General features: G+C 61.8%; 21 protein-coding genes and 1 other RNA gene. 16 read left to right on the top strand and 6 right to left on the bottom strand.

The window, feature by feature from the left end; genetic code table 11:
* Nucleotides 1-33 precede the first annotated feature (33 nt).
* On the bottom strand, nucleotides 34-954 hold the full coding sequence (locus ACF8MI_RS08990) for a GlxA family transcriptional regulator (RefSeq protein WP_174442268.1): 921 nt from the start codon (nucleotides 952-954) through the stop codon (nucleotides 34-36).
* 236 nt (nucleotides 955-1,190) lie between these two features.
* Complete coding sequence (locus tag ACF8MI_RS08985) at nucleotides 1,191-2,231, bottom strand: NADP(H)-dependent aldo-keto reductase (RefSeq protein ID WP_200929114.1); 1,041 nt, start codon at nucleotides 2,229-2,231, stop codon at nucleotides 1,191-1,193.
* Nucleotides 2,232-2,488: 257 nt separating this feature from the next.
* On the opposite strand from ACF8MI_RS08985, the gene rplM reads away from it, so the two are divergent.
* The 7 genes from rplM (at nucleotide 2,489) to ACF8MI_RS08950 (ending at nucleotide 7,352) form a co-directional block, all read left to right on the top strand.
* Nucleotides 2,489-2,917, top strand: a complete 429-nt coding sequence (gene rplM, locus ACF8MI_RS08980) for a 50S ribosomal protein L13 (RefSeq protein ID WP_003251819.1) — start codon at nucleotides 2,489-2,491, stop codon at nucleotides 2,915-2,917.
* Between the two features lie 14 nt (nucleotides 2,918-2,931).
* Nucleotides 2,932-3,324 carry a 30S ribosomal protein S9 gene (gene rpsI / locus ACF8MI_RS08975; protein ID WP_003260797.1) on the top strand — a complete coding sequence of 131 codons (393 nt, stop codon included), beginning with the start codon at nucleotides 2,932-2,934 and terminating at the stop codon, nucleotides 3,322-3,324.
* A gap of 263 nt (nucleotides 3,325-3,587) precedes the next feature.
* A complete protein-coding gene (gene petA, locus ACF8MI_RS08970; RefSeq protein WP_003251823.1) occupies nucleotides 3,588-4,181 on the top strand; it encodes a ubiquinol-cytochrome c reductase iron-sulfur subunit in 594 nt (197 codons plus the stop codon).
* Nucleotides 4,181-5,392: a cytochrome bc complex cytochrome b subunit gene (locus ACF8MI_RS08965; protein ID WP_003251825.1), complete on the top strand. Its 1,212-nt coding sequence runs from the start codon at nucleotides 4,181-4,183 to the stop codon at nucleotides 5,390-5,392. Before petA ends, ACF8MI_RS08965 begins: the two co-directional genes overlap by 1 nt.
* Nucleotides 5,392-6,171: a cytochrome c1 gene (locus ACF8MI_RS08960; RefSeq protein ID WP_060499788.1), complete on the top strand. Its 780-nt coding sequence runs from the start codon at nucleotides 5,392-5,394 to the stop codon at nucleotides 6,169-6,171. Before ACF8MI_RS08965 ends, ACF8MI_RS08960 begins: the two co-directional genes overlap by 1 nt.
* Before the next feature lie 118 nt (nucleotides 6,172-6,289).
* A complete protein-coding gene (locus ACF8MI_RS08955; RefSeq protein WP_186723106.1) occupies nucleotides 6,290-6,913 on the top strand; it encodes a glutathione S-transferase N-terminal domain-containing protein in 624 nt (207 codons plus the stop codon).
* A gap of 10 nt (nucleotides 6,914-6,923) precedes the next feature.
* The gene (locus ACF8MI_RS08950; RefSeq protein WP_082426418.1) at nucleotides 6,924-7,352 is read left to right on the top strand and encodes a ClpXP protease specificity-enhancing factor; all 429 of its coding nucleotides are present in this window, start codon (nucleotides 6,924-6,926) and stop codon (nucleotides 7,350-7,352) included.
* Nucleotides 7,353-7,667: 315 nt separating this feature from the next.
* On the opposite strand, the gene ACF8MI_RS08945 is transcribed toward ACF8MI_RS08950, so the two are convergent.
* From ACF8MI_RS08945 to ACF8MI_RS08930, 4 genes are all read right to left on the bottom strand, one after another.
* The gene (locus tag ACF8MI_RS08945; RefSeq protein WP_016713549.1) at nucleotides 7,668-8,246 is read right to left on the bottom strand and encodes a BON domain-containing protein; all 579 of its coding nucleotides are present in this window, start codon (nucleotides 8,244-8,246) and stop codon (nucleotides 7,668-7,670) included.
* Nucleotides 8,243-8,836, bottom strand: coding sequence for a phosphoheptose isomerase (locus ACF8MI_RS08940; protein WP_012274070.1), 594 nt, complete (start codon nucleotides 8,834-8,836; stop codon nucleotides 8,243-8,245). The genes ACF8MI_RS08945 and ACF8MI_RS08940 overlap by 4 nt, the downstream gene beginning before the upstream one ends.
* Before the next feature lie 86 nt (nucleotides 8,837-8,922).
* Nucleotides 8,923-9,294: a YraN family protein gene (locus ACF8MI_RS08935; RefSeq protein WP_019098045.1), complete on the bottom strand. Its 372-nt coding sequence runs from the start codon at nucleotides 9,292-9,294 to the stop codon at nucleotides 8,923-8,925.
* Complete coding sequence (locus ACF8MI_RS08930) at nucleotides 9,294-11,111, bottom strand: penicillin-binding protein activator (RefSeq protein ID WP_200929115.1); 1,818 nt, start codon at nucleotides 11,109-11,111, stop codon at nucleotides 9,294-9,296. Before ACF8MI_RS08930 ends, ACF8MI_RS08935 begins: the two co-directional genes overlap by 1 nt.
* A 186-nt stretch (nucleotides 11,112-11,297) precedes the next feature.
* Here ACF8MI_RS08930 and rsmI point away from each other — a divergent pair, with 186 nt between their 5' ends.
* The 9 genes from rsmI to mraY all read left to right on the top strand — a co-directional run bounded on the left by rsmI (nucleotide 11,298) and on the right by mraY (nucleotide 20,291).
* Nucleotides 11,298-12,173, top strand: a complete 876-nt coding sequence (gene rsmI, locus ACF8MI_RS08925; protein ID WP_060499792.1) for a 16S rRNA (cytidine(1402)-2'-O)-methyltransferase — start codon at nucleotides 11,298-11,300, stop codon at nucleotides 12,171-12,173.
* Between the two features lie 67 nt (nucleotides 12,174-12,240).
* Nucleotides 12,241-12,616: RNase P RNA component class A (gene rnpB / locus ACF8MI_RS08920), an RNA gene on the top strand.
* Between the two features lie 308 nt (nucleotides 12,617-12,924).
* Nucleotides 12,925-13,380, top strand: coding sequence for a division/cell wall cluster transcriptional repressor MraZ (gene mraZ / locus ACF8MI_RS08915; RefSeq protein WP_004575120.1), 456 nt, complete (start codon nucleotides 12,925-12,927; stop codon nucleotides 13,378-13,380).
* Entirely contained in the window at nucleotides 13,377-14,324 is a 948-nt protein-coding gene (gene rsmH, locus ACF8MI_RS08910) for a 16S rRNA (cytosine(1402)-N(4))-methyltransferase RsmH (protein ID WP_019097348.1), read from the top strand. The genes mraZ and rsmH overlap by 4 nt, the downstream gene beginning before the upstream one ends.
* On the top strand, nucleotides 14,321-14,614 hold the full coding sequence (gene ftsL, locus ACF8MI_RS08905) for a cell division protein FtsL (RefSeq protein WP_056801817.1): 294 nt from the start codon (nucleotides 14,321-14,323) through the stop codon (nucleotides 14,612-14,614). Before rsmH ends, ftsL begins: the two co-directional genes overlap by 4 nt.
* Nucleotides 14,614-16,362, top strand: a complete 1,749-nt coding sequence (locus ACF8MI_RS08900) for a penicillin-binding protein 2 (protein ID WP_164525225.1) — start codon at nucleotides 14,614-14,616, stop codon at nucleotides 16,360-16,362. Before ftsL ends, ACF8MI_RS08900 begins: the two co-directional genes overlap by 1 nt.
* Nucleotides 16,359-17,849 carry a UDP-N-acetylmuramoyl-L-alanyl-D-glutamate--2,6-diaminopimelate ligase gene (locus tag ACF8MI_RS08895; RefSeq protein ID WP_177337114.1) on the top strand — a complete coding sequence of 497 codons (1,491 nt, stop codon included), beginning with the start codon at nucleotides 16,359-16,361 and terminating at the stop codon, nucleotides 17,847-17,849. The genes ACF8MI_RS08900 and ACF8MI_RS08895 overlap by 4 nt, the downstream gene beginning before the upstream one ends.
* The gene (murF, locus tag ACF8MI_RS08890; RefSeq protein WP_200929116.1) at nucleotides 17,842-19,209 is read left to right on the top strand and encodes a UDP-N-acetylmuramoyl-tripeptide--D-alanyl-D-alanine ligase; all 1,368 of its coding nucleotides are present in this window, start codon (nucleotides 17,842-17,844) and stop codon (nucleotides 19,207-19,209) included. Before ACF8MI_RS08895 ends, murF begins: the two co-directional genes overlap by 8 nt.
* Complete coding sequence (mraY, locus tag ACF8MI_RS08885; protein WP_016713560.1) at nucleotides 19,209-20,291, top strand: phospho-N-acetylmuramoyl-pentapeptide-transferase; 1,083 nt, start codon at nucleotides 19,209-19,211, stop codon at nucleotides 20,289-20,291. Before murF ends, mraY begins: the two co-directional genes overlap by 1 nt.
* The last annotated feature ends 1 nt before the right edge of the window (nucleotide 20,292 follow it).

Raw genomic sequence — 20,292 nt, 5'->3', positions numbered from 1 at the left:
TTGAAGCTTGTAGCTTGCCGCTCAGGAAGCCTTTCAGGCTTCCTGCATGAACTGTTGCCGATACTGGTTCGGCGACAACTCGGTGTGCTGACGGAACAGCCGCGCAAAGAAACTGGCATCGTCATAACCGACCTCATAGCTGATGGTCTTGATGCTCTTGCGCGTACTCGACAGCAACCCCTTGGCTGTTTCGATCCGTAGCCGTTGCAGGTAGTGCAGCGGCTTGTCGCCCGTCGCGCCCTGGAAGCGGCGCATGAAGTTGCGGATGCTCATGCCGTGGTTGCGGGCCACATCCTCGAAGCGGAACTTGTCGGCGAAGTGCTCTTCCAGCCAGTGCTGGATCTGCAGGATGATCAGGTCCTGGTGCAGCTTCTGCCCGCCAAAGCCCATACGCCCCGGGGTGTAGTTGCGCTGGACTTCGTAGAGGATGTCGCGGGCCACGGCGCGGGCCACGTTGGCGCCGCAGAAGCGTTCGATCAGGTAGATGTACAGGTCGCAGGCCGAGGTAGCGCCGCCCGCGCAATAGATATTGTCGGCGTCGGTCAGGTGCTTGTCCTGGTTCAGCCGGATCTTCGGAAAGCGCTCGGCAAAGCTGTTGAAGAAGCGCCAGTAGGTCGTCGCCTCCTTGCCATCGAGCAGGCCGGACTCGGCCAGCCAGAACACGCCACTGGCCTCGGCGCACAGCACCGCGCCGCGCGCATGCTGGTCACGCAGCCACGGTAGCACCTGTGGGTAGCGCTGCAGCAGGTTGTCGAAGTCGTCCCAATAGGCCGGGAGGATGATCACATCGGCATCGTCCAGGCCACCGTCGACCGGTAACTGCACATTGCTGAAACTGTCCACAGGCTGGCCGTCGGGGCTCACCAGGCGGATTTCGAACATGGGCTGCAGGCCCAGGCCCAGCTGCTTGCTGTAGCGCAGGCTGGCGAGGTGGAAGAAATCCTTGGCTTGCATCAAGGTCGAAGCGAACACCTTGTCAATGGCCAGGATGCTGACGCGCCGCAGCGACGCGGAGGGTTGGGTAAACATCATTGTCATTGTTCTTATAGGGTAGAGTGGTCAATCACCGGCTGGATCGTCTTATGTTTTTTGCCCAGCTGCAAGCTTCGAGCTACAAGCTGCAAGAAAAAAGCAGGTCGGTACTCGCCCGCTCTGTCTTGCAACTTGAAGCTTGCCGCTTGTGGCTTTGATCAAGGGGCAGGGTTGGGCTGCTCCTGGTGAATCGCCTCGATCCCTACCAGCAGCTCGTCGCTCAGGCTCAGCTCAATGCTGGCCAGGTTGCTCTCCAGTTGCTCGAGGCTGGTCGCGCCAATGATGTTGCTAGTCACGAAAGGCTGCCGGGTCACGAATGCCAGGGCCATCTGCGCCGGGTCCAGGCCATGCTCGCGGGCCAGTTGCACGTAGCGGCTGCAGGCCGCCACGGTCTGCGGGTTGGAGTAGCGGGCAAAGCGGCTGAAGAGGGTCAGTCGGGCATTTTCCGGCCGTGCACCGTTCTCGTACTTGCCCGAGAGCATGCCGAAGGCCAGCGGCGAGTAGGCCAGCAGGCCGCACTGCTCACGGATGGCCACTTCCGCCAGGCCTACCTCGAAACTGCGGTTGAGCAGGTTGTAGGGGTTCTGGATCGATACCGCCCGCGGCCAGCCACGGCTCTCGGCCAGTTGCAGAAACTTCATGGTGCCCCACGGCGTTTCGTTGGACAGGCCGACGTGACGGATCTTGCCCGCACGCACCTGTTCGTCGAGTACTTCGAGGGTTTCTTCCAGCGGGGTGAAGTGGTCCTGTGGCAGGTGCTGGTAGCCCAGCTTGCCGAAGAAGTTGGTGCTGCGCTCCGGCCAGTGCAACTGGTACAAGTCGATGCGGTCGGTCTGCAGGCGCTTCAGGCTCTCGTCCAGTGCCGCGACGATGTGCTGACGGTTGTGTTTGAGCTGGCCGTCGCGAATGTGGCTGATGCCGTTGCCGGGGCCTGCGACCTTGCTGGCCAGTACCCAGTGGTCACGGTCGCCATGTTCACGGAACCAGTTGCCGATGATGCGCTCGGTGGCCGCGTAGGTTTCGGGGCGGGGCGGTACCGGGTACATCTCGGCGGTGTCGATGAAGTTGATCCCGGCGGCCTTGGCCCGGGCGATCTGTTCGAAGGCTTCGGCCTGAACGTTCTGTTCGCCCCAGGTCATGGTGCCCAGGCACAGGGCGCTGACGTTGAGGTCGGTACGGCCGAGCTGGCGGTATTCCATCAGGTAGACACTCCTTGGCAAAGAAGCCCATCAAAGCAGGTTGAAATTTTTCGCGCAATCTGGATAATTCGGCCCCTCTCCGTGTGGCGGAAGTGATGCACCACCACGCAGGAAGAACCCCGTCGAACATTGGCGTGCCCGACCCGAGCCCCCAAAAGCGTCAGCGTTCGGCTGCGCGTTTGCCCTTGGCAAGCTGTGCACTATCCAGTAAGATTCGCCGTCTATTTTTCGCTGGGCGGCCTCTGAGGCTTTAGAGAATGAAAACTTTTACTGCTAAACCGGAAACAGTAAAGCGCGAGTGGTTCGTAGTTGACGCCGCTGGCCAGACCCTGGGTCGTCTGGCTACCGAAATCGCTACCCGTCTGCGTGGCAAACACAAACCAGAATACACCCCTCACGTTGACACCGGTGACTACATCGTCGTTATCAACGCCGAGCAGGTTCGTGTGACTGGTGCCAAGTCTTCCGACAAAATGTACTACTCCCACTCCGGCTTCCCGGGCGGTATCAAGGAAATCAACTTCGAGAAGTTGATCGCCAAGGCCCCTGAGCGTGTTATCGAAACCGCGGTCAAAGGCATGCTGCCTAAGAATCCGCTGGGTCGCGACATGTACCGCAAGCTGAAAGTGTACGCGGGTGCTGCTCACCCACACACTGCTCAGCAGCCTCAAGAACTGAAGATCTAACGGGAAGGTTCATTATGTCGGCGACTCAAAACTACGGCACTGGCCGTCGCAAGACCGCAACCGCTCGCGTATTCCTGCGTCCGGGTACTGGTAACATTTCCATCAACAACCGTTCTCTGGACGTGTTCTTCGGTCGCGAAACCGCTCGCATGGTTGTTCGCCAGCCACTCGAGCTGACCGAAACCGTTGAGAAGTTCGACATCTACGTCACCGTTTCCGGTGGTGGTGTCAGCGGTCAGGCCGGTGCGATCCGTCACGGTATCACCCGCGCCCTGATGGAATACGACGAAACCCTGCGTGGCGCTCTGCGTCGTGCTGGCTACGTCACCCGCGATGCTCGTGAAGTCGAGCGTAAGAAAGTGGGTCTGCGTAAAGCGCGTAAGCGTCCTCAGTACTCCAAGCGTTAATACCGCTTCGGCAGTCGAGAAAAGCCCGGTTCCTTGGAACCGGGCTTTTTTTTTGGCTTGAACTAACCTGTCAGCATGTCAGTGGCCACTTGTCGCATAGACGCAGATCAAGCAAAGCGCGGGTTGTCGCCCCTTGCCGGGGTAATCACCTTGTCAGTGTGTGGATTTGTTTCTTACCATGGCGGCCAATTTTTAGTGCCATTGACACAACCTAAGTACAAGCCTGGTTCAACAGGCCAAGCAAGCTGATGGGAGAGGACTGAATGAGCAATGACGGCGTCAACGCAGGCCGGCGCCGCTTCCTCGTAGCCGCGACATCCGTGGTCGGGGCAGCGGGAGCAGTGGGGGCTGCGGTACCGTTCGTGGGGTCATGGTTTCCCAGTGCCAAGGCGAAAGCCGCGGGTGCACCGGTGAAGGTCAATATCGCCAAGGTCGAGGCCGGGCAGCAGATGGTGGCCGAGTGGCGTGGCCAGCCGGTGTTCATTGTGCGGCGAACGGAGGAAATCCTCGGTAACCTGAAAAAAATCACCGGCGACCTGTCTGATCCAGAGTCCAAGGCCTCGGTGCAGCCGGCCTACGTCGACCCTGAGGTTCGCTCGATCAAGCCGGAAATCCTCATTCTCGTCGGCCTGTGCACGCACCTGGGGTGTTCGCCCACCTTCCGCCCGGAAGTGGCGCCTGCCGATCTCGGTCCAAAGTGGGTGGGTGGCTACTTCTGCCCGTGCCACGGCTCCCACTACGACCTCGCTGGTCGCGTCTACAAGTCGCAGCCGGCACCTCTCAACCTGCCAGTGCCACCGCACTCTTACGAGTCGGACGAGATCATCGTCATCGGCGTCGACCAGGAGAACGCATGATGAGCAAGTTCATGGACTGGATTGATGCTCGCTTCCCCGCCACCAAGATGTGGGAAGACCACCTTAGCAAGTATTACGCGCCCAAGAACTTCAACTTCCTGTACTTCTTCGGCTCCCTGGCGCTGCTGGTGCTGGTCAACCAGATCGTCACCGGCGTATGGCTGACCATGAGCTTTACGCCCTCGGCGGAAGAGGCATTCGCCTCGGTCGAGTACATCATGCGTGACGTGGAATACGGCTGGATCCTGCGCTATTTGCACTCCACCGGTGCGTCGGCGTTCTTTATCGTGGTCTACCTGCACATGTTCCGTGGCCTGCTGTACGGCTCCTACCAGAAGCCGCGCGAACTGGTCTGGCTGTTCGGCATGCTGATCTACCTGGCGCTGATGGCTGAAGCCTTCATGGGCTATCTGCTGCCGTGGGGGCAGATGTCGTACTGGGGGGCCCAGGTGATCATCTCGCTGTTTGGCGCCATTCCGGTGATTGGCGACGACCTCACTCAGTGGATCCGCGGCGACTACCTGATCTCGGGTATCACCCTGAACCGCTTCTTCGCCTTGCATGTGGTCGCACTGCCCATCGTCATCCTCGGCCTGGTGGTGCTGCACATCCTTGCCCTGCACGAAGTGGGTTCGAACAACCCCGATGGCGTCGACATCAAGAAGAAAAAGGACGAAAACGGCATTCCGCTGGACGGCATTCCGTTCCACCCGTACTACACCGTCAAGGACATCGTCGGCGTGGTGGTGTTCCTGTTCGTGTTCTGCGCGGTGGTGTTCTTCTTCCCTGAAATGGGTGGCTACTTCCTGGAGAAACCGAACTTCGAGCAGGCCAACGCCTTCAAGACGCCTGAGCACATTGCGCCTGTGTGGTACTTCACACCGTTCTACGCCATTTTGCGTGCGGTGCCTGACAAGCTGATGGGCGTCATCGCCATGGGTGCGGCCATCGCCGTGCTGTTCGTACTGCCCTGGCTCGACCGAAGCCCGGTGCGTTCCATGCGTTACAAGGGCTGGATCAGCAAGGTCTTCCTGCTGGTGTTCTGCGTGGCCTTCGTCATTCTCGGCGTGCTGGGCGTACTGGCGCCGACACCTGGGCGCACCTTGCTGTCGCAGGTATGCACGGTGTTGTACTTCGCCTACTTCCTGCTGATGCCGTTCTACACAAGGCTCGAGAAGACCAAACCGGTTCCGGAAAGGGTGACTGGCTGATGAAAAAGTTGATTGCAGTATTTTTGCTGGCAGTGATGCCTGCCTTTTCCTTCGCTGCTGAACACGGCCTGGAGCTGGACAAGGTCGATATCGACCTGACCGACAAGGCCGCCATGCAGGATGGTGCGCGCACCTTTGCCAACTATTGCATGGGTTGCCACAGTGCCAAGTTCCAGCGTTACGAGCGTGTGGCCGATGACCTCGGCATCCCTCACGAACTGATGCTGGAGAAGCTGGTGTTCACCGGTGCCAAGATTGGCGACCACATGCAGATTGGCATGAAGCCCAGTGACGCCAAGACCTGGTTTGGCGCCGCGCCGCCAGACCTGACGCTGGTGGCTCGGGTGCGCGGTACCGACTGGCTGTACACCTACCTGCGTAGCTTCTATGAGGACCCGTCGCGGCCTTACGGGGTGAACAACAAGGTGTTCCCGAACGTCGGCATGCCCAACGTGCTGGTCGGCCTGCAAGGCAATCAGGTGGTCGGTTGCAAGCAGGTGCAGACCGTGACCGATGGCAAGAAGCAGTTCGACCCATTGACCGGTAGCCCGATCACCCATGAAGCCTGCGACCAGCTGACCATTACGCCGAAATCCGGTACCCTGACGACCGAGCAGTTCGACGAGAAGGTCAAGAACCTGGTGACCTTCCTGGCCTATTCGGCCAACCCGGTCAAACTGGAAAGCCAGCGCATCGGTACCTATGTGTTGCTGTACCTGGCTTTCTTCTTCGTATTCGCCTACTTGCTCAAGCGTGAATACTGGAAGGACGTGCACTGATCACGCAGTAGTTTCTGGTTGTTGAACGCGCCCGGGGCGCCCCAGCAGAAATGCCGGGGGCGCCCCGGGCGCGTTTTCATTTAAAGTTGCACAAGCATCCCGTGCGAGGAGCCGCTACATGGGCGCAACCAACAGGTTAGCCTGCTATTCCGATCCCGCTGATCACTATTGTCATCGGGTACGCCTGGTGTTGGCCGAGAAGGGCGTTGCCGTACAGGTCATCGATGTCGACCCCGCCCGCCTGCCGCCCAAGCTGGCCGAGGTGAACCCTTACGGCAGTGTGCCGACCCTGGTCGACCGTGACCTGGCGTTGTATGAGTCGACCGTGGTGATGGAATACCTGGAGGAGCGTTACCCGCACCCGCCGCTGATGCCGGTATACCCGGTTGCGCGTGGCAACAGCCGTTTGCTGATGCACCGCATTCAGCGCGACTGGTGTGCCCTGGCCGATACCGTGCTCGATTCACGCAGCAGCGAGGCTGCCAGAACCGAAGCGCGCAAGGCCTTGCGCGAAAGCCTGACCGGCGTTTCGCCGCTGTTCAATGAATTCGCCTGTTTCATGAGCGATGAGCAAAGCCTGGTCGATTGCTGTCTACTGCCCATACTCTGGCGTTTGCCGGTGTTGGGTATCGAGTTGCCGCGGCAAGCCAAGCCGCTGCTGGATTACATGGAACGTCAGTTCGCCCGCGAGCCTTTCCAGGCGAGCCTGTCCTCCGTAGAACGTGAAATGCGCAAGCTTTAAGGAGCCGTTGATGAACTCCAGTCGCCCCTATCTGGTTCGAGCACTGTACGAGTGGATCGTCGACAACGATTGCACGCCCCATATGCTGGTCAATGCCGAATTCCCGAAAGTTCAGGTGCCGGATGGTTTCGCCAGTGATGGCCAGATTGTCCTGAATATCTCCCCAAGCGCTGTGCGCCACCTGCACATGGACAATGAAGCGGTCAGCTTCGAGGGTCGTTTCAGTGGAGTGGCCCACTCGCTGTTCGTACCCGTTGGCGCCATTCTAGGCATCTATGCCCGCGAAAATGGCCAGGGCATGGTCTTCGAGCTGGAGTCGCCAATGGATGGCGACGAGCCGGAAGACGATGACGTGCAGCCGGATGACGACGGGCCGCCAGAGGGTGGTGGGCAGCCGCCACGCCCAAGTGGCCGACCGAGCCTGAAAGTGGTCAAGTAACAAAAAAGGCGATCCAACCGGATCGCCTTTTTTGTGCCTGCCACACCACTTTCAGCGCCTGTGAGATCGAGCGCCGCCCGCGCGGCGCATCGCGAGCTGCGCTCGCTCCTACGTCTGTTTCGGGCCAATTATTCCTGGGGGATTTGCGCGTGAACGCCTTGGCGCATGGCGCGATATTGTGTCGTACAAGCCAGGCGTTCGCGCGCGCCTGTCACAGGCGTTACTGGCCCGAAACAAGCGTAGGAGCGAGCGCAGCTCGCGATGCGCCGCGCGGGCGGCGCTCGATCTCGCAGGCGCCGAAATTCTCCAGCCGAATCAGTCGATGTATTCGAACAGCTTGACGATCTTCTGCACGCCCGACACGCCCTGTACCACGGCAGTGGCCGAGTTGGCCTCCTGCTGGGTTACCAGGCCGAGCAAGTAGACGATACCGTTTTCGGTAATCACCTTGATGCGCGAGCTGGGCACGGCATTGTCAGTCAGCATCTGGGTCTTGATCTTGGTGGTCAGCCAGGCGTCGTTGTTGCGTGCCAGGATGGAGGAGGGCTGCATCACCTGCAGTTCGTTGTGCACTTTCTTGACCCGCTGCACCTGGCCGGCGGTTTGCTCGGCAAGGCTCTTGAGGTCGGCGCGCGGGGTTTGCCCGGCCAGCAGGACGATGCCGTTGTAGCTGCTGACAACGATGTGCGAGCCTTTGTCCAGGTCAGGGCTGGCTTTGGAAATGTTCACGGCGGCCTTGGTCTCGATCAGCGAGTCGTCGATCTTGCTGCCGATGGTGCGCGTGCCGCGATCGTCCTCGATCGGCGAATTGCGTGTAGAGGTAAGTACCGAGCTGCAACCGGTGACGCTCAGGCACAGGGTCAGGGCCATCAGGCCGAGGCGCATTGGGGTCATTCTTCACTCCCGAACAGTTGGCTGTCGATCAGGTCGCACAGGCAGTGGATCGCCAGCAGGTGGACTTCCTGGATACGCGCGGTAACGGTGGAAGGTACGCGGATTTCCACGTCCTCGGGCAGCAGCAGCGAAGCCATGCCGCCGCCGTCGCGGCCAGTCAATGCTACGACAATCATTTCGCGGTCATGTGCGGCCTGGATCGCCTGGATCACGTTGGCCGAGTTGCCGCTGGTGGAAATCGCCAGCAGAACGTCGCCGGGTTGGCCCAGGGCGCGGATCTGCTTGGAAAAGACTTCGTTGTAGCTGTAATCGTTGGCGATCGAGGTCAGGGTCGAGCTGTCGGTGGTCAGCGCGATGGCAGGCAGGCTCGGGCGTTCACGTTCGAAGCGGTTGAGCAGCTCGGAGGAAAAATGCTGGGCATCGCCAGCCGATCCGCCGTTGCCGCAGGCGAGCATCTTGCCCTCGTTGAGCAGCGCATTGACCATGACCAGGCTGGCCTGCTCGATGTGCGGTGCCAGGATGTCCATTGCCTGTTGCTTGGTATCGATGCTGGCCTGAAACAGCCGGCGGATTCGGGATTGCATGTCCATCTGGTGACCTTAAGTAGGGCGGTGGCCTTTGCTACGCGCAACAACGACCGGCCCGCGATACATAGAGCAAAAAAAACGAAGTGGGTTCAGCATTCGAAGGCGTTTTTCAGCCATTGAAGCGGTCTGCCTGCATGGTGGCTGCCCTGCAGGGCGACTACGTCGAAGCGGCAGGGGTGGTTGCCCCAATGGGGCTCCTTCTGCAGGAACAGGGTGGCGGCAAGCACCAGCCGTTTCTGCTTGCGCCCGTCGATACTGTCGAGGGCGCCTCCGAAGCCCGCGTGCAACCGGTAGCGGACTTCGACGAATACTACTGTATCGGCGTCAAGCATGACCAGATCAAGCTCACCGCCTTTGCATCGCCAGTTGCGCGCCAGCAGCTGCAGACCTTGCCCCTGAAGGTACTCAAGGGCCTGGTTTTCTGCCGCTTGCCCGGCGCGGGTTGGTGATGCTGCGGCCATCAACGCGCGGTGTCAGGCAGGCGCTTGATCTGGCCGCCGGCAAATTCTGCCCATGGCAACTGGCGCTCGACGCGTTGGTTGGCGTTGATGCTCAGGCTGCCCGAAAGGCCCATGACGCGGTTGTCTGGCAGTGCTTTCAGCTGGCCCAGGCGCGGCGCCAGGCTGTAGGCATCGACGCCCATGGCATACAGGCGGCCCAGGCTGCCAGCGGCTTGCGGCCACTGTTGCACGACTTGCTGGCGCAGGCTGTTGCTGGAGTCGAGCAACCACGGCGTTTCGCAGAAGCGAATGCCGTTCATGTCATTGTACTGGTTGACGTCGCCGCTGGCGCTGTACAGGTTCGAGGTCGCGTAGACAGGCACGTCACCGGCATACTGGAAGTTCAGGGTCGGCTTGATCTGCTGTGCCTGCTGTGGGGTCGAGGCGAGGAAGATGAAGTCGATGTCCTGACGGCGCGACGGTTGCGCTGCGATGTTACCGCCTACCGTGCTTTGCAGGCTCTTGGCGCGGCCTTCGCTCTGGCGCAGCTGGAACAGGTCGGCAATTTGCTGGGCCAGGGCGACGGGTTGGGCGATGCGCTCGGCGGCGAGCAGGGTGCCGCCATTACCCTCCCAGTCCTGGCGGAAGGCGGCCAGTACGCGGTCGCCCCATTCGCCGCTCGGCACCAGGGCGACGGCGCGAACCATGCCGTCTGCGCGTGCGCGGCGGGCAACTTCGCGGGCCTCGTCTTCGGCAGCCAGGCCGAACTGGAACAGCTGCGGCGGCGCCTTCTGACCGGCGTCGGCGTAGTTCAGCGCCAGGGTGGTAATGGGCAGCTGAGGTTTGGCGGCCAGTTGCTTCACCAGCGGTTTTTCCAGCGGACCGATGACCAGTTGCACGCCAGCGGCCTGGGCCTGGCGATAGAAATCATCGAGCGAACCGATACGCGAGCTGTCGAACACCTGCACTGCAGGCGCTGGCTGGCCGGCCTGCTGGGCCTGGAAGTGGGCGGCCATGAAGCCGTCACGCAACGCGCGGGCAACACCGGCCAGCGGGCCTTCCTGCGGTAGCAGCAGGGCAATTTTGGTCAGCGGCTGGCTGGCCAGTTCCTTGAGCTTGGTCAGTGCCTGCGGCAGTTGCAGGGCTGCCGGGTGGTCCGGGTGCTGTTTGACCCAGGCTTCGATAGCCGCTTGCTGCTGCTCCAGGGTGCCGGCGCTTTTCACGGCGAAGGCCAGGCTGGTCCAGCCGCTCAGCGTCTGGTCGTTGGCTGGCTGCTGCAGTTGCTCTGCCGGCAGCGAGGCGACCAGTGCCCAGATGGCATCGTTGTTGGCGCTGGCGGCCTGGCCGCTGAGCAGCGGGGCCAGCAGTACACGCTGTTGCGCAGCAGCCAGGGCCTGGCCGTCGGCTTCGAGGGCGGCGGCGTGTACGCTGTAGGTGCGTGCTTGCTGCTCTGCCGGAAGCTCGGCGACGCGCTGCAGGCTAGGGTGAGCCAGTGCATTCAGGGCGGCCTTGGGTTGGTTGCGGCTCATGGCCAGTTCGGCAGCGAGGGTGCTGGCGAACACTTGCTGGGCCGGCTTGAGCGTGTCCAGCGGGACTTGCTCGAGAATGCGTGCGGCGCGTGGGAAGTCCTTCTGCTTGTAGGCCAGGTCGGCTGCGCTCAGGCGCAGCAGGGCGGCGTCTTGCGCAGACTTGCTGGAAGCAGCCTTTTCGAGCAGTTGCTCGATGCTGGCATCCGGGGTGCGTGGCAGTTCGCCCAGGCTGGATGAGGGCGAGCTGGCGCAGGCCGCCAGCAGGGCAGCGAGGCAGAGGGCTGTGAGCAGCCGCAGGCAAGCGATCATGTAAAGGTCCTGTTACTCGATCAAGTTGGCCGGCAATTGTACCCAAGCACTGGCCGGGGCGCGATGTCGCCGTATAGATCCTTCACTATAGGTGGCTTGCCGCCGGTCGCTGGTGAAGTTCTTTGCGCCCTGTTGCAGGCGCTCGGGCTACAATGGCGCCTTTGATCCGAATGACAGGTGTGCGCAGTGACTGATGTGGCAGGGGCTTCGAAATCCACGGTGGGGACGCTGTATGTGGTGGCAACCCCTATCGGCAACCTCGATGACATGAGCGCCCGGGCGTTGAAGGTGCTGGCGGACGTGGCGCTGATCGCCGCCGAGGACACCCGCCATTCGGTCCGGTTGCTGCAGCACTTTGGCATCGACACGCCGCTGGCTGCCTGTCATGAGCACAACGAGCGTGACGAAGGCGGGCGTTTCCTCACCAAGCTGCTGGCTGGCGAGAGCGTGGCATTGGTCTCTGATGCCGGCACGCCGCTGATTTCCGACCCGGGCTACCACTTGGTGCGCCAGGCGCGGGCCGCTGGGGTGAATGTGGTGCCGGTGCCAGGTGCCTGTGCGCTGATCGCTGCGCTGTCGGCGGCCGGCTTGCCGTCGGATCGCTTCATCTTCGAAGGTTTCCTGCCAGCCAAGCAGGCCGGGCGCCGGGCACGCCTGGAGCAGGTAAAGGAAGAGCCGCGCACGCTGATCTTCTATGAAGCCCCGCACCGAATCCTGGAGTGCCTTGAAGACATGGAGGCGGTTTTTGGTGGCGACCGCCCGGCCTTGCTAGCGCGCGAACTGACCAAGACGTTCGAGACCCTCAAGGGCCTGCCGCTGGCTGAATTGCGTGCCTTTGTGGCCGGCGACAGCAACCAGCAGCGCGGTGAGTGCGTGGTACTGGTGGGTGGCTGGAGTGCGCCGGAGGGCGAGCAGGCCATCAGTGCCGAGGCCCAGCGGGTGCTCGACCTGTTGTTAGCCGAGTTGCCGCTGAAGCGGGCGGCTGCACTTGCGGCTGAAATTACCGGGGTGCGCAAGAACCTGTTGTATCAACTTGCCCTTGAAAAGCAGAAAGCCGAATAGTGGCAAATTGATATAGATGCCGGTATTGCTTGTTCTCAAGCGCGCGTGCCGGTAACCTTGTCGGCGGAGAGTCGATCGGACAGTCGCTGCCTGTTTTTGTTCCGCAACTTTTTGTCGTGTGAGCAGCAGGGGGAGGAAAGTCCGGGCTCCATAGGGCAGAGTGCCAGGTAACGCCTGGGAGGCGTGAGCCTACGGAAAGTGCCACAGAAAATAACCGCCTAAGCACTTCGGTGCCGGTAAGGGTGAAAAGGTGCGGTAAGAGCGCACCGCACGGCTGGCAACAGTGCGTGGCTAGGTAAACCCCACTCGGAGCAAGACCAAATAGGGTTCCATCAGGCGTGGCCCGCGTCGGAACCGGGTAGGTTGCTAGAGGCGTCCAGTGATGGCCGTCGTAGAGGAATGACTGTCCTCGACAAAACCCGGCTTACAGATCGACTCTCCACCTTTCCTTCTCTGCTTCATTCGATAGCAGATCCTCTCTGGTAATACCGAAAAAATCTTACTCTTGATAAATCACTTTAACTTCGAACTCCATTCGCTTGCGTGGGTTTGATTTTTCTCGTCTTTTTTTCTACTTGGTAGTGCTTCCACCTTCTCTTAACGCGCTAAATCTCGGTCCTGTAAGGCTTTTCCTTATGAACGTGCCTTGACGGTGCTGCGGGCGGATTCCTATAGTGTGCGCAAGTGGCAGAAAGTGGGATGAAGTGGGTTTTCTGGCACAAAAAAGCTAACATTGTGGGGAATCGCAGCCGTGTTCCGCGGAGCCAACGCCGTCAGCCTCGATGCCAAGGGCCGTCTCGCCATGCCGAGCCGGTACCGTGACGAGCTCGATTCGCGTTGCAATGGTCAGCTGATCGTGACCATCGACGCCGTGGACCCCTGCTTGTGTGTTTATCCCCTCGATGAGTGGGAACAGATAGAAGCCAAGTTGCGTGCCTTGCCATCGTTGCGTGAGGAAAACCGTCGCCTGCAGCGTTTGCTGATCGGCAATGCGGTTGACCTGGAGCTCGATGGCAGTGGGCGTTTCCTGGTACCGCCCCGCCTGCGTGAGTACGCCAAGCTCGACAAGAAGGCGATGCTGGTGGGGCAGCTGAACAAATTCCAGCTGTGGGATGAAGATGCCTGGAACGCGGTTTCGGCAGCCGACCTTGCAGCTATTCAACAACCGGGCGCCATGCCCGACGAATTGCGTGACCTGATCCTGTGACCATAGATAGCGGCTTCAACCACATTACCGTCCTGCTCGACGAAGCTGTCGAGGCATTGGCCCTGCGCGCCGACGGTTGCTATCTGGACGGCACCTTTGGCCGTGGCGGACACAGCCGGCTGATTCTCAGCAAGCTCGGGCCGCAAGGGCGGCTGCTGGGCTTCGATAAAGATCCACAGGCGATTGCCACAGGGCAAGCGCTGGCGGCCGAAGACGGCCGCTTTGTCATTGTGCAGCGCAGCTTTGCCGAGCTGGGCGCGGAAGTGGCCGAGCGCGGCCTGCACGGCAAGGTCAGCGGCGTGTTGCTGGACCTTGGCGTGTCGTCGCCGCAGCTGGATGACCCTGAGCGTGGTTTCAGCTTCCTCAATGACGGCCCGCTGGACATGCGCATGAACCCGGCCCAGGGCATCAGTGCCGCCGAGTTCATCGCCACCGCGCCGGTGGAAGAAATTGCCCGCGTCTTCAAGGAATACGGTGAAGAGCGCTTCGCCGGCCGCATGGCGCGTGCCGTGGTCGAGCGCCGTGAAAAGGAGCCTTTCACCCGCACCGCCGACCTGGCGGAAGTACTCAAGGTGGCCAACCCAGCCTGGGAAAAAGGCAAGAACCCGGCTACCCGTGCCTTCCAGGGCCTTCGCATTCACGTCAACAACGAATTGGGTGACCTGGAAGCCGGCCTCGAGGCCGCGCTCGATGCCCTCGAAGTCGGTGGCCGCCTGGCGGTGATCAGCTTCCACTCGCTGGAAGACCGTATCGTCAAGCTGTTCATGCGCAAGCTGGTCAAGGGCGAGGCCGACAACCTGCCGCGCAACCTGCCGGTACAGCACAAGGCCTTCGAGCCGAAAATCAAGCTCATCGGCAAGGCCCAGTTCGCCTCCGAAGCCGAGCTCAAGGCCAACCCACGGTCGCGTAGCGCCGTGATGCGCGTGGCGGAGAAGCTGCGGTGAGCAGGCTGTTTGCCAAACCCTTGCCAGGCGGAAGCTTCCTGATGCTTCTGCTGTTCGTTGCCGTGCTGGTTTCGGCTATCGCCGTGTCCTACAGCGCGCACTGGAACCGTCAGTTGCTCAACACCTTGTACGGCGAGCTGAACGAGCGTGACAAGGCCCAGGCCGAGTGGGGGCGCCTGATTCTTGAACAGAGCACCTGGACTGCTGCCAGCCGTATCGAGAGTCTGGCTTCCGAGCAATTGAAGATGCGCGTACCTTCGGCTGACGAAGTGCGGATGGTGGCGCCATGATGAAGCTCGAAGGCGCACTCTACCCGTGGCGCTTCCGCGTGGTGATCGGCTTGCTGGCCATCATGGTCGGTGCCATTTGCTGGCGCATCATCGATTTGCAGGTCGTTGACCGTGACTTCCTCAAGGGGCAGGGCGACGCGCGCAGCCTGCGTCATATCCCTATTCCGGCGCACCGTGGCCTGATTACCGACCGCAACGGTGAACCGCTGGCCGTGAGCACCCCGGTTACCACCCTGTGGGCAAACCCCAAGGAAATGCAGGCGTCCAAAGAGCGCTGGCCGCAGTTGGCCGCAGCGCTGGGGCAAAACCCGCAGCAGCTGACCGAGCGCCTGACCCAGCAAGCCAACAAGGAATTCATCTACCTGGTCCGCGGCCTGACCCCGGAGCAGGGCCAGCATGTGCTCGACCTGAAAGTGCCTGGTGTGTACGGCCTGGAAGAATTCCGTCGCTTCTATCCGGCGGGTGATGTCACCGCGCACATGGTCGGCTTCACTGACCTCGACGACCATGGTCGCGAAGGTGTCGAACTGGCCTATGACGAATGGCTGGCCGGCGTGCCGGGCAAGCGGCAGGTGATCAAGGACCGGCGCGGCAGGCTGATCAAAGACATCCAGGTAACCAAGAACGCCAAGGCCGGAAAGACCTTGGCGTTGTCGATAGACCTGCGCCTGCAGTACCTGGCCACCCGCGAACTGCGCAATGCCATTGCCGAACAGGACGCCAAGGCCGGCAGCCTGGTGATCATGGACGTCAAGACCGGTGAGGTCCTGGCCATGGTCAACCAGCCGACCTACAACCCCAACAACCGCCGCAGCATGTTCCCGGCGGCCATGCGTAACCGGGCGATCATCGACGTGTTCGAGCCAGGCTCCACGGTCAAGCCGATCTCCATGAGTGCGGCCCTGCAGAGCGGGCGCTGGAAGCCGACCGACAAGGTCGAGGTGTACCCGGGCAGCCTGCAGATCGGCCGCTACACCATCAAGGACGTATCGCGCAGTGAAGGCCCGATCCTCGACCTGACCGGGATCCTGATCAACTCCAGTAACGTCGGCATGAGCAAGATCGCCTTCGACATTGGCGGTGAGGCTATCTACCGCGTCATGTCCCAGGTCGGCCTGGGCCAGTACACCGGTCTGGGTTTCCCGGGTGAGCGCGTCGGTAACCTGCCTAATCACCGCGAGTGGCGCAAGGCTGAGACCGCAACCTTGTCCTATGGCTATGGCGTGTCGGTGACCGCCCTGCAACTGGTGCATGCCTACGCGGCGCTGGCCAACGACGGCAAGATGGTGCCGCTGTCGATCCTCAAGGTCGACAAGGCGCCGGACGCTGTGCAGGCCATTCCAAAGGAAACCGCCGAAACCGTTCAGGGCATGCTGCAGCAGGTGATCGAAGCGCCGCGTGGTGTGTTCCGCGCCCAGGTGCCGTTCTATCACGTGGCCGGCAAGTCCGGTACCGCGCGTAAGGCCACCGTGGGTTCCAAGGGCTACACCGAAAACGCCTACCGCTCGCTGTTCGCCGGCTTCGGTCCGATGAGCGACCCGCGCTATGCCATCGTCGTGGTCATCGACGAGCCGGGCAAAGGCGGCTACTTCGGTGGCCTGGTTTCTGCGCCGGTATTCAGCAAGGTCATGTCCGGCACCTTGCGTCTGATGAACGTGCCGCCAGATAACCTGCCGCCACCCGCGCCAGCGGCACCCGCCGTGCAATCGCAAGTCAACGCAGCAGCCGCCAAGGGAGGGCGTGGATGATGACAATGCCATTGAGCAAACTTTTCGCCCACGCCAGTCGTGACCCGCTGATTCGTGAGCTGACCCTGGACAGCCGCAATGTGCGCCCGGGTGACCTGTTCCTGGCCGTGCCGGGCGCCAAGGTCGATGGTCGCGAGCATATTGCCGATGCGCTGGCCCGTGGCGCCGCTGCAGTGGCCTACGAAGAGCAGGGCGCCAACGTGCTGCCGCTGACCGATGTGCCGCTGATTCCGGTCAAAGGCCTGATCGCTCAGCTGTCGGATATTGCCGGGCGTTTCTATGGCGAGCCCAGCCGTCAGTTGAACCTGGTGGGGGTGACCGGCACCAACGGAAAGACCAGCGTTACCCAGTTGGTGGCCCAGGCGCTCGACCTGCTCGGCCAGCGCTGCGGCCTGATTGGCACCCTAGGGACCGGCTTCTACGGTGAGCTGCAGAGCGGTCGCCTGACCACGCCCGACCCGATCGCGGTGCAGTCGACCCTCAACGACCTCAAGAAAGGTGGCGCCAAGGCTGTGGCCATGGAGGTTTCCTCCCATGCGCTGGAGCAAGGCCGGGTTGCCGCGCTGGAATTCGACATCGCGGTGATGACCAATCTCTCCCGCGACCACCTCGACTATCACGGCAGCATGGAGGCCTATGAGGCCGCCAAGGCCAAGCTGTTCGCCTGGCCGAGCCTGCGTTGCCAGGTGGTCAACCTGGATGACGCCTTTGGGCGTCGCCTGGCCGATGACTTTGCCCGGCGCCCGAGTGTCGATCACATCGAGACCCGGCTGCTTAGCTACAGCCTGGAAAACCCGGACGCTTCGCTGTTCTGCCGCGAAGCCGTATTCAATGACGATGGTGTGCGTGCCACCCTGGTCACCGCCCAGGGTGAGCGCGCTCTGCGCAGCCAGCTGTTGGGCCGCTTCAACCTGAGCAACATGCTGGCTGCCGTGGCGACCCTGCTGGCGCTGGACTATTCGTTGGACGAAATTCTCAAGGTCACCCCGCACCTGCAAGGGCCGGTAGGCCGCATGCAGCGCCTGGGTGGCGGCGACAAGCCGCTGGTGGTGGTCGACTACGCGCACACCCCGGACGCCCTCGAGAAAGTGCTTGAAGCCCTGCGCCCGCACGCCCACGGCAAGCTGCTGTGCCTGTTTGGCTGCGGTGGAGACCGCGACCGTGGCAAGCGCCCACTGATGGCCGAAGTGGCCGAGCGCTTGGCCGACCGCGTGCTGGTCACCGACGACAACCCGCGCACTGAAGACCCGCTGCGCATTTTCGACGACATCCGCCCCGGCTTCGCCAAGCCTGCCGAGGTCGAGTTCGTCGCCGGCCGTGGTGAAGCCATCGCGCACCTGATTGCCACCGCTGCTGCCAGCGACGTGATCGTGCTGGCCGGCAAGGGGCACGAGGATTACCAGGAGATCAATGGCCAGCGCCATGACTTCTCCGACCTGACTGAAGCCGAGAAGGCACTTGCAGCCTGGGAGGCTCCACATGCTTAAGCCGCTGTCACTCAGCCAGCTGACCACAGCACTGAGTGATCAACAAATCGGTGGCGAGGCCACCTTCACCGGTGTCAGCATCGACAGCCGCAGCGTCAGCGCCGGGCAGCTGTTCGTCGCCTTGGCCGGTCCGCGTTTCGATGGTCACGACTACCTGGCCGATGTGAAGGCCAAAGGCGCAGTCGCTGCCCTGGTCGAGCGTGAAGTGGCCGGTGTCGACCTGCCGCAATTGCTGGTCAAGGATTGCCGGGTAGCGCTCGGCCAGCTCGGCGCCTTGAACCGCGCCGCCTTCGACAAGCCTGTTGTTGCCATTACCGGTTCCAGCGGCAAGACCACCGTCAAGGAAATGCTTGCCGGCATCCTGCGTACCCGTGGCTTGGTGCATGCCACCCGTGGCAACCTGAACAACGACCTGGGCGCGCCGCTGACCCTGCTGGAGATCGCCCCCGAGCACAGCGCGGCGGTGATCGAACTGGGCGCCTCGCGCATTGGTGAAATCCGCTACACCGTCGGCCTGACGAAGCCTCAGGTGGTCATCATCAACAACGCCGGTACCGCCCACGTTGGCGAGTTCGGCGGGCCGGAAAAGATCGTTGAAGCCAAGGGCGAGATTCTCGAAGGCCTGGGCGAGGGCGGCACTGCCATCCTCAACCTGGCTGACAAGGCGTTCGACATCTGGCGCAAGCGTGCCGGCGACCACCGCATTTTCACCTTTGCACTGGATAACCCGCAGGCAGACTTCCACGCCAGTCATATTGGCCGTGATGCCCGGGGCTGCCCGTCGTTCACCCTGCATGGGCCTGATGGCAGCGTGCCGGTACAGCTGAACCTGCTGGGTACCCACAACGTCAGCAACGCCTTGGCCGCTGCGGCTGCCGCCCATGCCGTTGGTCTGAGCCTTAGCGGCATCGCCGCCGGCCTGGCTGCGGTACAACCGGTCAAGGGCCGCACCGTGGCGCAGATCGCGCCGAACGGTGTGCGGGTAATCGACGACAGTTACAACGCAAATCCCACCTCCATGTGCGCGGCCATTGATATACTCGCCGGCTTTTCCGGGCGCACCGTCCTGGTGCTTGGAGATATCGGCGAACTGGGGCAATGGGCGGAAGAAGGCCACCGTCAGGTGGGTGACTACGCGCGTGGCAAGGTCGATGCCCTGTACGCAGTGGGTTCCAACATGACATATGCGGTCAAGGCGTTCGGCGCCAATGGCCGTCATTTCGCTACTCAAGCTGAGCTGATCGACGCCGTTAGCGCCGAAAGTGCCAGCGACACCACTATCTTGATCAAGGGCTCGCGCAGCGCTGCGATGGAAAACGTCGTGGCGGCATTGTGCGGTGCCAGCGGGGAGAAACATTAATGCTGCTGCTGTTGGCCGAGTATCTGCAACAGTTCCACAAAGGCTTCGCGGTCTTCCAGTACCTGTCCCTGCGCGGGATTCTTGGTGTGCTGACCGCGTTGTCCCTGGCGCTGTGGCTGGGGCCGTGGATGATCCGTACCCTGCAAATTCGTCAGATCGGCCAGGCCGTGCGTAATGACGGCCCGCAATCGCACCTGTCCAAGTCCGGCACCCCGACCATGGGTGGCGCATTGATCCTGTCGGCCATCGCGATCAGCACGCTGCTGTGGGCTGATCTGTCCAACCGCTACGTGTGGGTGGTGCTGATCGTAACGCTCGCATTCGGTGCCATCGGATGGGTCGATGACTACCGCAAGGTGATCGAAAAGAACTCGCGTGGCCTGCCAAGCCGCTGGAAGTACTTCTGGCAGTCGGTGTTCGGCCTGGCTGCGGCCGTGTTCCTGTACAAGACCGCGCCGACCAGCGTCGAGACCACGTTGATCCTGCCGTTCATCAAGGACGTCACCATCCCGCTGGGCATCGGCTTCGTGGTGCTGACCTACTTCGTCATCGTCGGCTCCAGCAACGCGGTCAACCTCACCGACGGCCTCGACGGCCTGGCAATCATGCCAACGGTGATGGTCGGCGGCGCCCTGGGCATCTTCTGCTACCTGTCGGGTAACGTGAAGTTCGCCGAATACCTGCTGATCCCTTACGTTCCGGGCTCGGGCGAACTCATCGTGTTCTGTGGCGCGCTGATCGGTGCCGGCCTGGGCTTCCTGTGGTTCAACACCTACCCGGCACAAGTCTTCATGGGTGATGTCGGTGCGCTGGCGCTGGGCGCGGCGCTGGGCACCATCGCGGTGATCGTTCGCCAGGAAATCGTCCTGTTCATCATGGGCGGCATCTTCGTCATGGAAACCTTGTCGGTGGTGATCCAGGTCGCCTCCTTCAAGCTGACCGGCAAGCGCGTGTTCCGCATGGCGCCGATCCACCACCACTTTGAACTCAAGGGCTGGCCAGAACCACGGGTGATCGTCCGCTTCTGGATCATCACCGTGATTCTGGTGCTGATTGGCCTTGCAACCCTGAAACTGAGGTAGA

The organism is Pseudomonas sp. yb_9 (assembly GCF_043103635.1).
In the GTDB taxonomy this organism is placed as follows: Bacteria; Pseudomonadota; Gammaproteobacteria; order Pseudomonadales; family Pseudomonadaceae; genus Aquipseudomonas; species Aquipseudomonas monteilii.
The sequence above is the reverse complement of the archived record's forward strand: the minus strand, read 5'-3'. Positions and strand labels throughout refer to the sequence as shown.

Coding starts and splice junctions, on each gene's coding strand:
- ACF8MI_RS08990 (WP_174442268.1), bottom strand. CDS start 954: ATGCAAGCCAAGGATTTCTTCCACCTCGCCAGCCTGCGCTACAGCAAG.
- ACF8MI_RS08985 (WP_200929114.1), bottom strand. CDS start 2,231: ATGGAATACCGCCAGCTCGGCCGTACCGACCTCAACGTCAGCGCCCTG.
- rplM (WP_003251819.1), top strand. CDS start 2,489: ATGAAAACTTTTACTGCTAAACCGGAAACAGTAAAGCGCGAGTGGTTC.
- rpsI (WP_003260797.1), top strand. CDS start 2,932: ATGTCGGCGACTCAAAACTACGGCACTGGCCGTCGCAAGACCGCAACC.
- petA (WP_003251823.1), top strand. CDS start 3,588: ATGAGCAATGACGGCGTCAACGCAGGCCGGCGCCGCTTCCTCGTAGCC.
- ACF8MI_RS08965 (WP_003251825.1), top strand. CDS start 4,181: ATGAGCAAGTTCATGGACTGGATTGATGCTCGCTTCCCCGCCACCAAG.
- ACF8MI_RS08960 (WP_060499788.1), top strand. CDS start 5,392: ATGAAAAAGTTGATTGCAGTATTTTTGCTGGCAGTGATGCCTGCCTTT.
- ACF8MI_RS08955 (WP_186723106.1), top strand. CDS start 6,290: ATGGGCGCAACCAACAGGTTAGCCTGCTATTCCGATCCCGCTGATCAC.
- ACF8MI_RS08950 (WP_082426418.1), top strand. CDS start 6,924: ATGAACTCCAGTCGCCCCTATCTGGTTCGAGCACTGTACGAGTGGATC.
- ACF8MI_RS08945 (WP_016713549.1), bottom strand. CDS start 8,246: ATGACCCCAATGCGCCTCGGCCTGATGGCCCTGACCCTGTGCCTGAGC.
- ACF8MI_RS08940 (WP_012274070.1), bottom strand. CDS start 8,836: ATGGACATGCAATCCCGAATCCGCCGGCTGTTTCAGGCCAGCATCGAT.
- ACF8MI_RS08935 (WP_019098045.1), bottom strand. CDS start 9,294: ATGGCCGCAGCATCACCAACCCGCGCCGGGCAAGCGGCAGAAAACCAG.
- ACF8MI_RS08930 (WP_200929115.1), bottom strand. CDS start 11,111: ATGATCGCTTGCCTGCGGCTGCTCACAGCCCTCTGCCTCGCTGCCCTG.
- ACF8MI_RS08900 (WP_164525225.1), top strand. CDS start 14,614: ATGAAGCTCGAAGGCGCACTCTACCCGTGGCGCTTCCGCGTGGTGATC.
- ACF8MI_RS08895 (WP_177337114.1), top strand. CDS start 16,359: ATGATGACAATGCCATTGAGCAAACTTTTCGCCCACGCCAGTCGTGAC.
- murF (WP_200929116.1), top strand. CDS start 17,842: ATGCTTAAGCCGCTGTCACTCAGCCAGCTGACCACAGCACTGAGTGAT.
- mraY (WP_016713560.1), top strand. CDS start 19,209: ATGCTGCTGCTGTTGGCCGAGTATCTGCAACAGTTCCACAAAGGCTTC.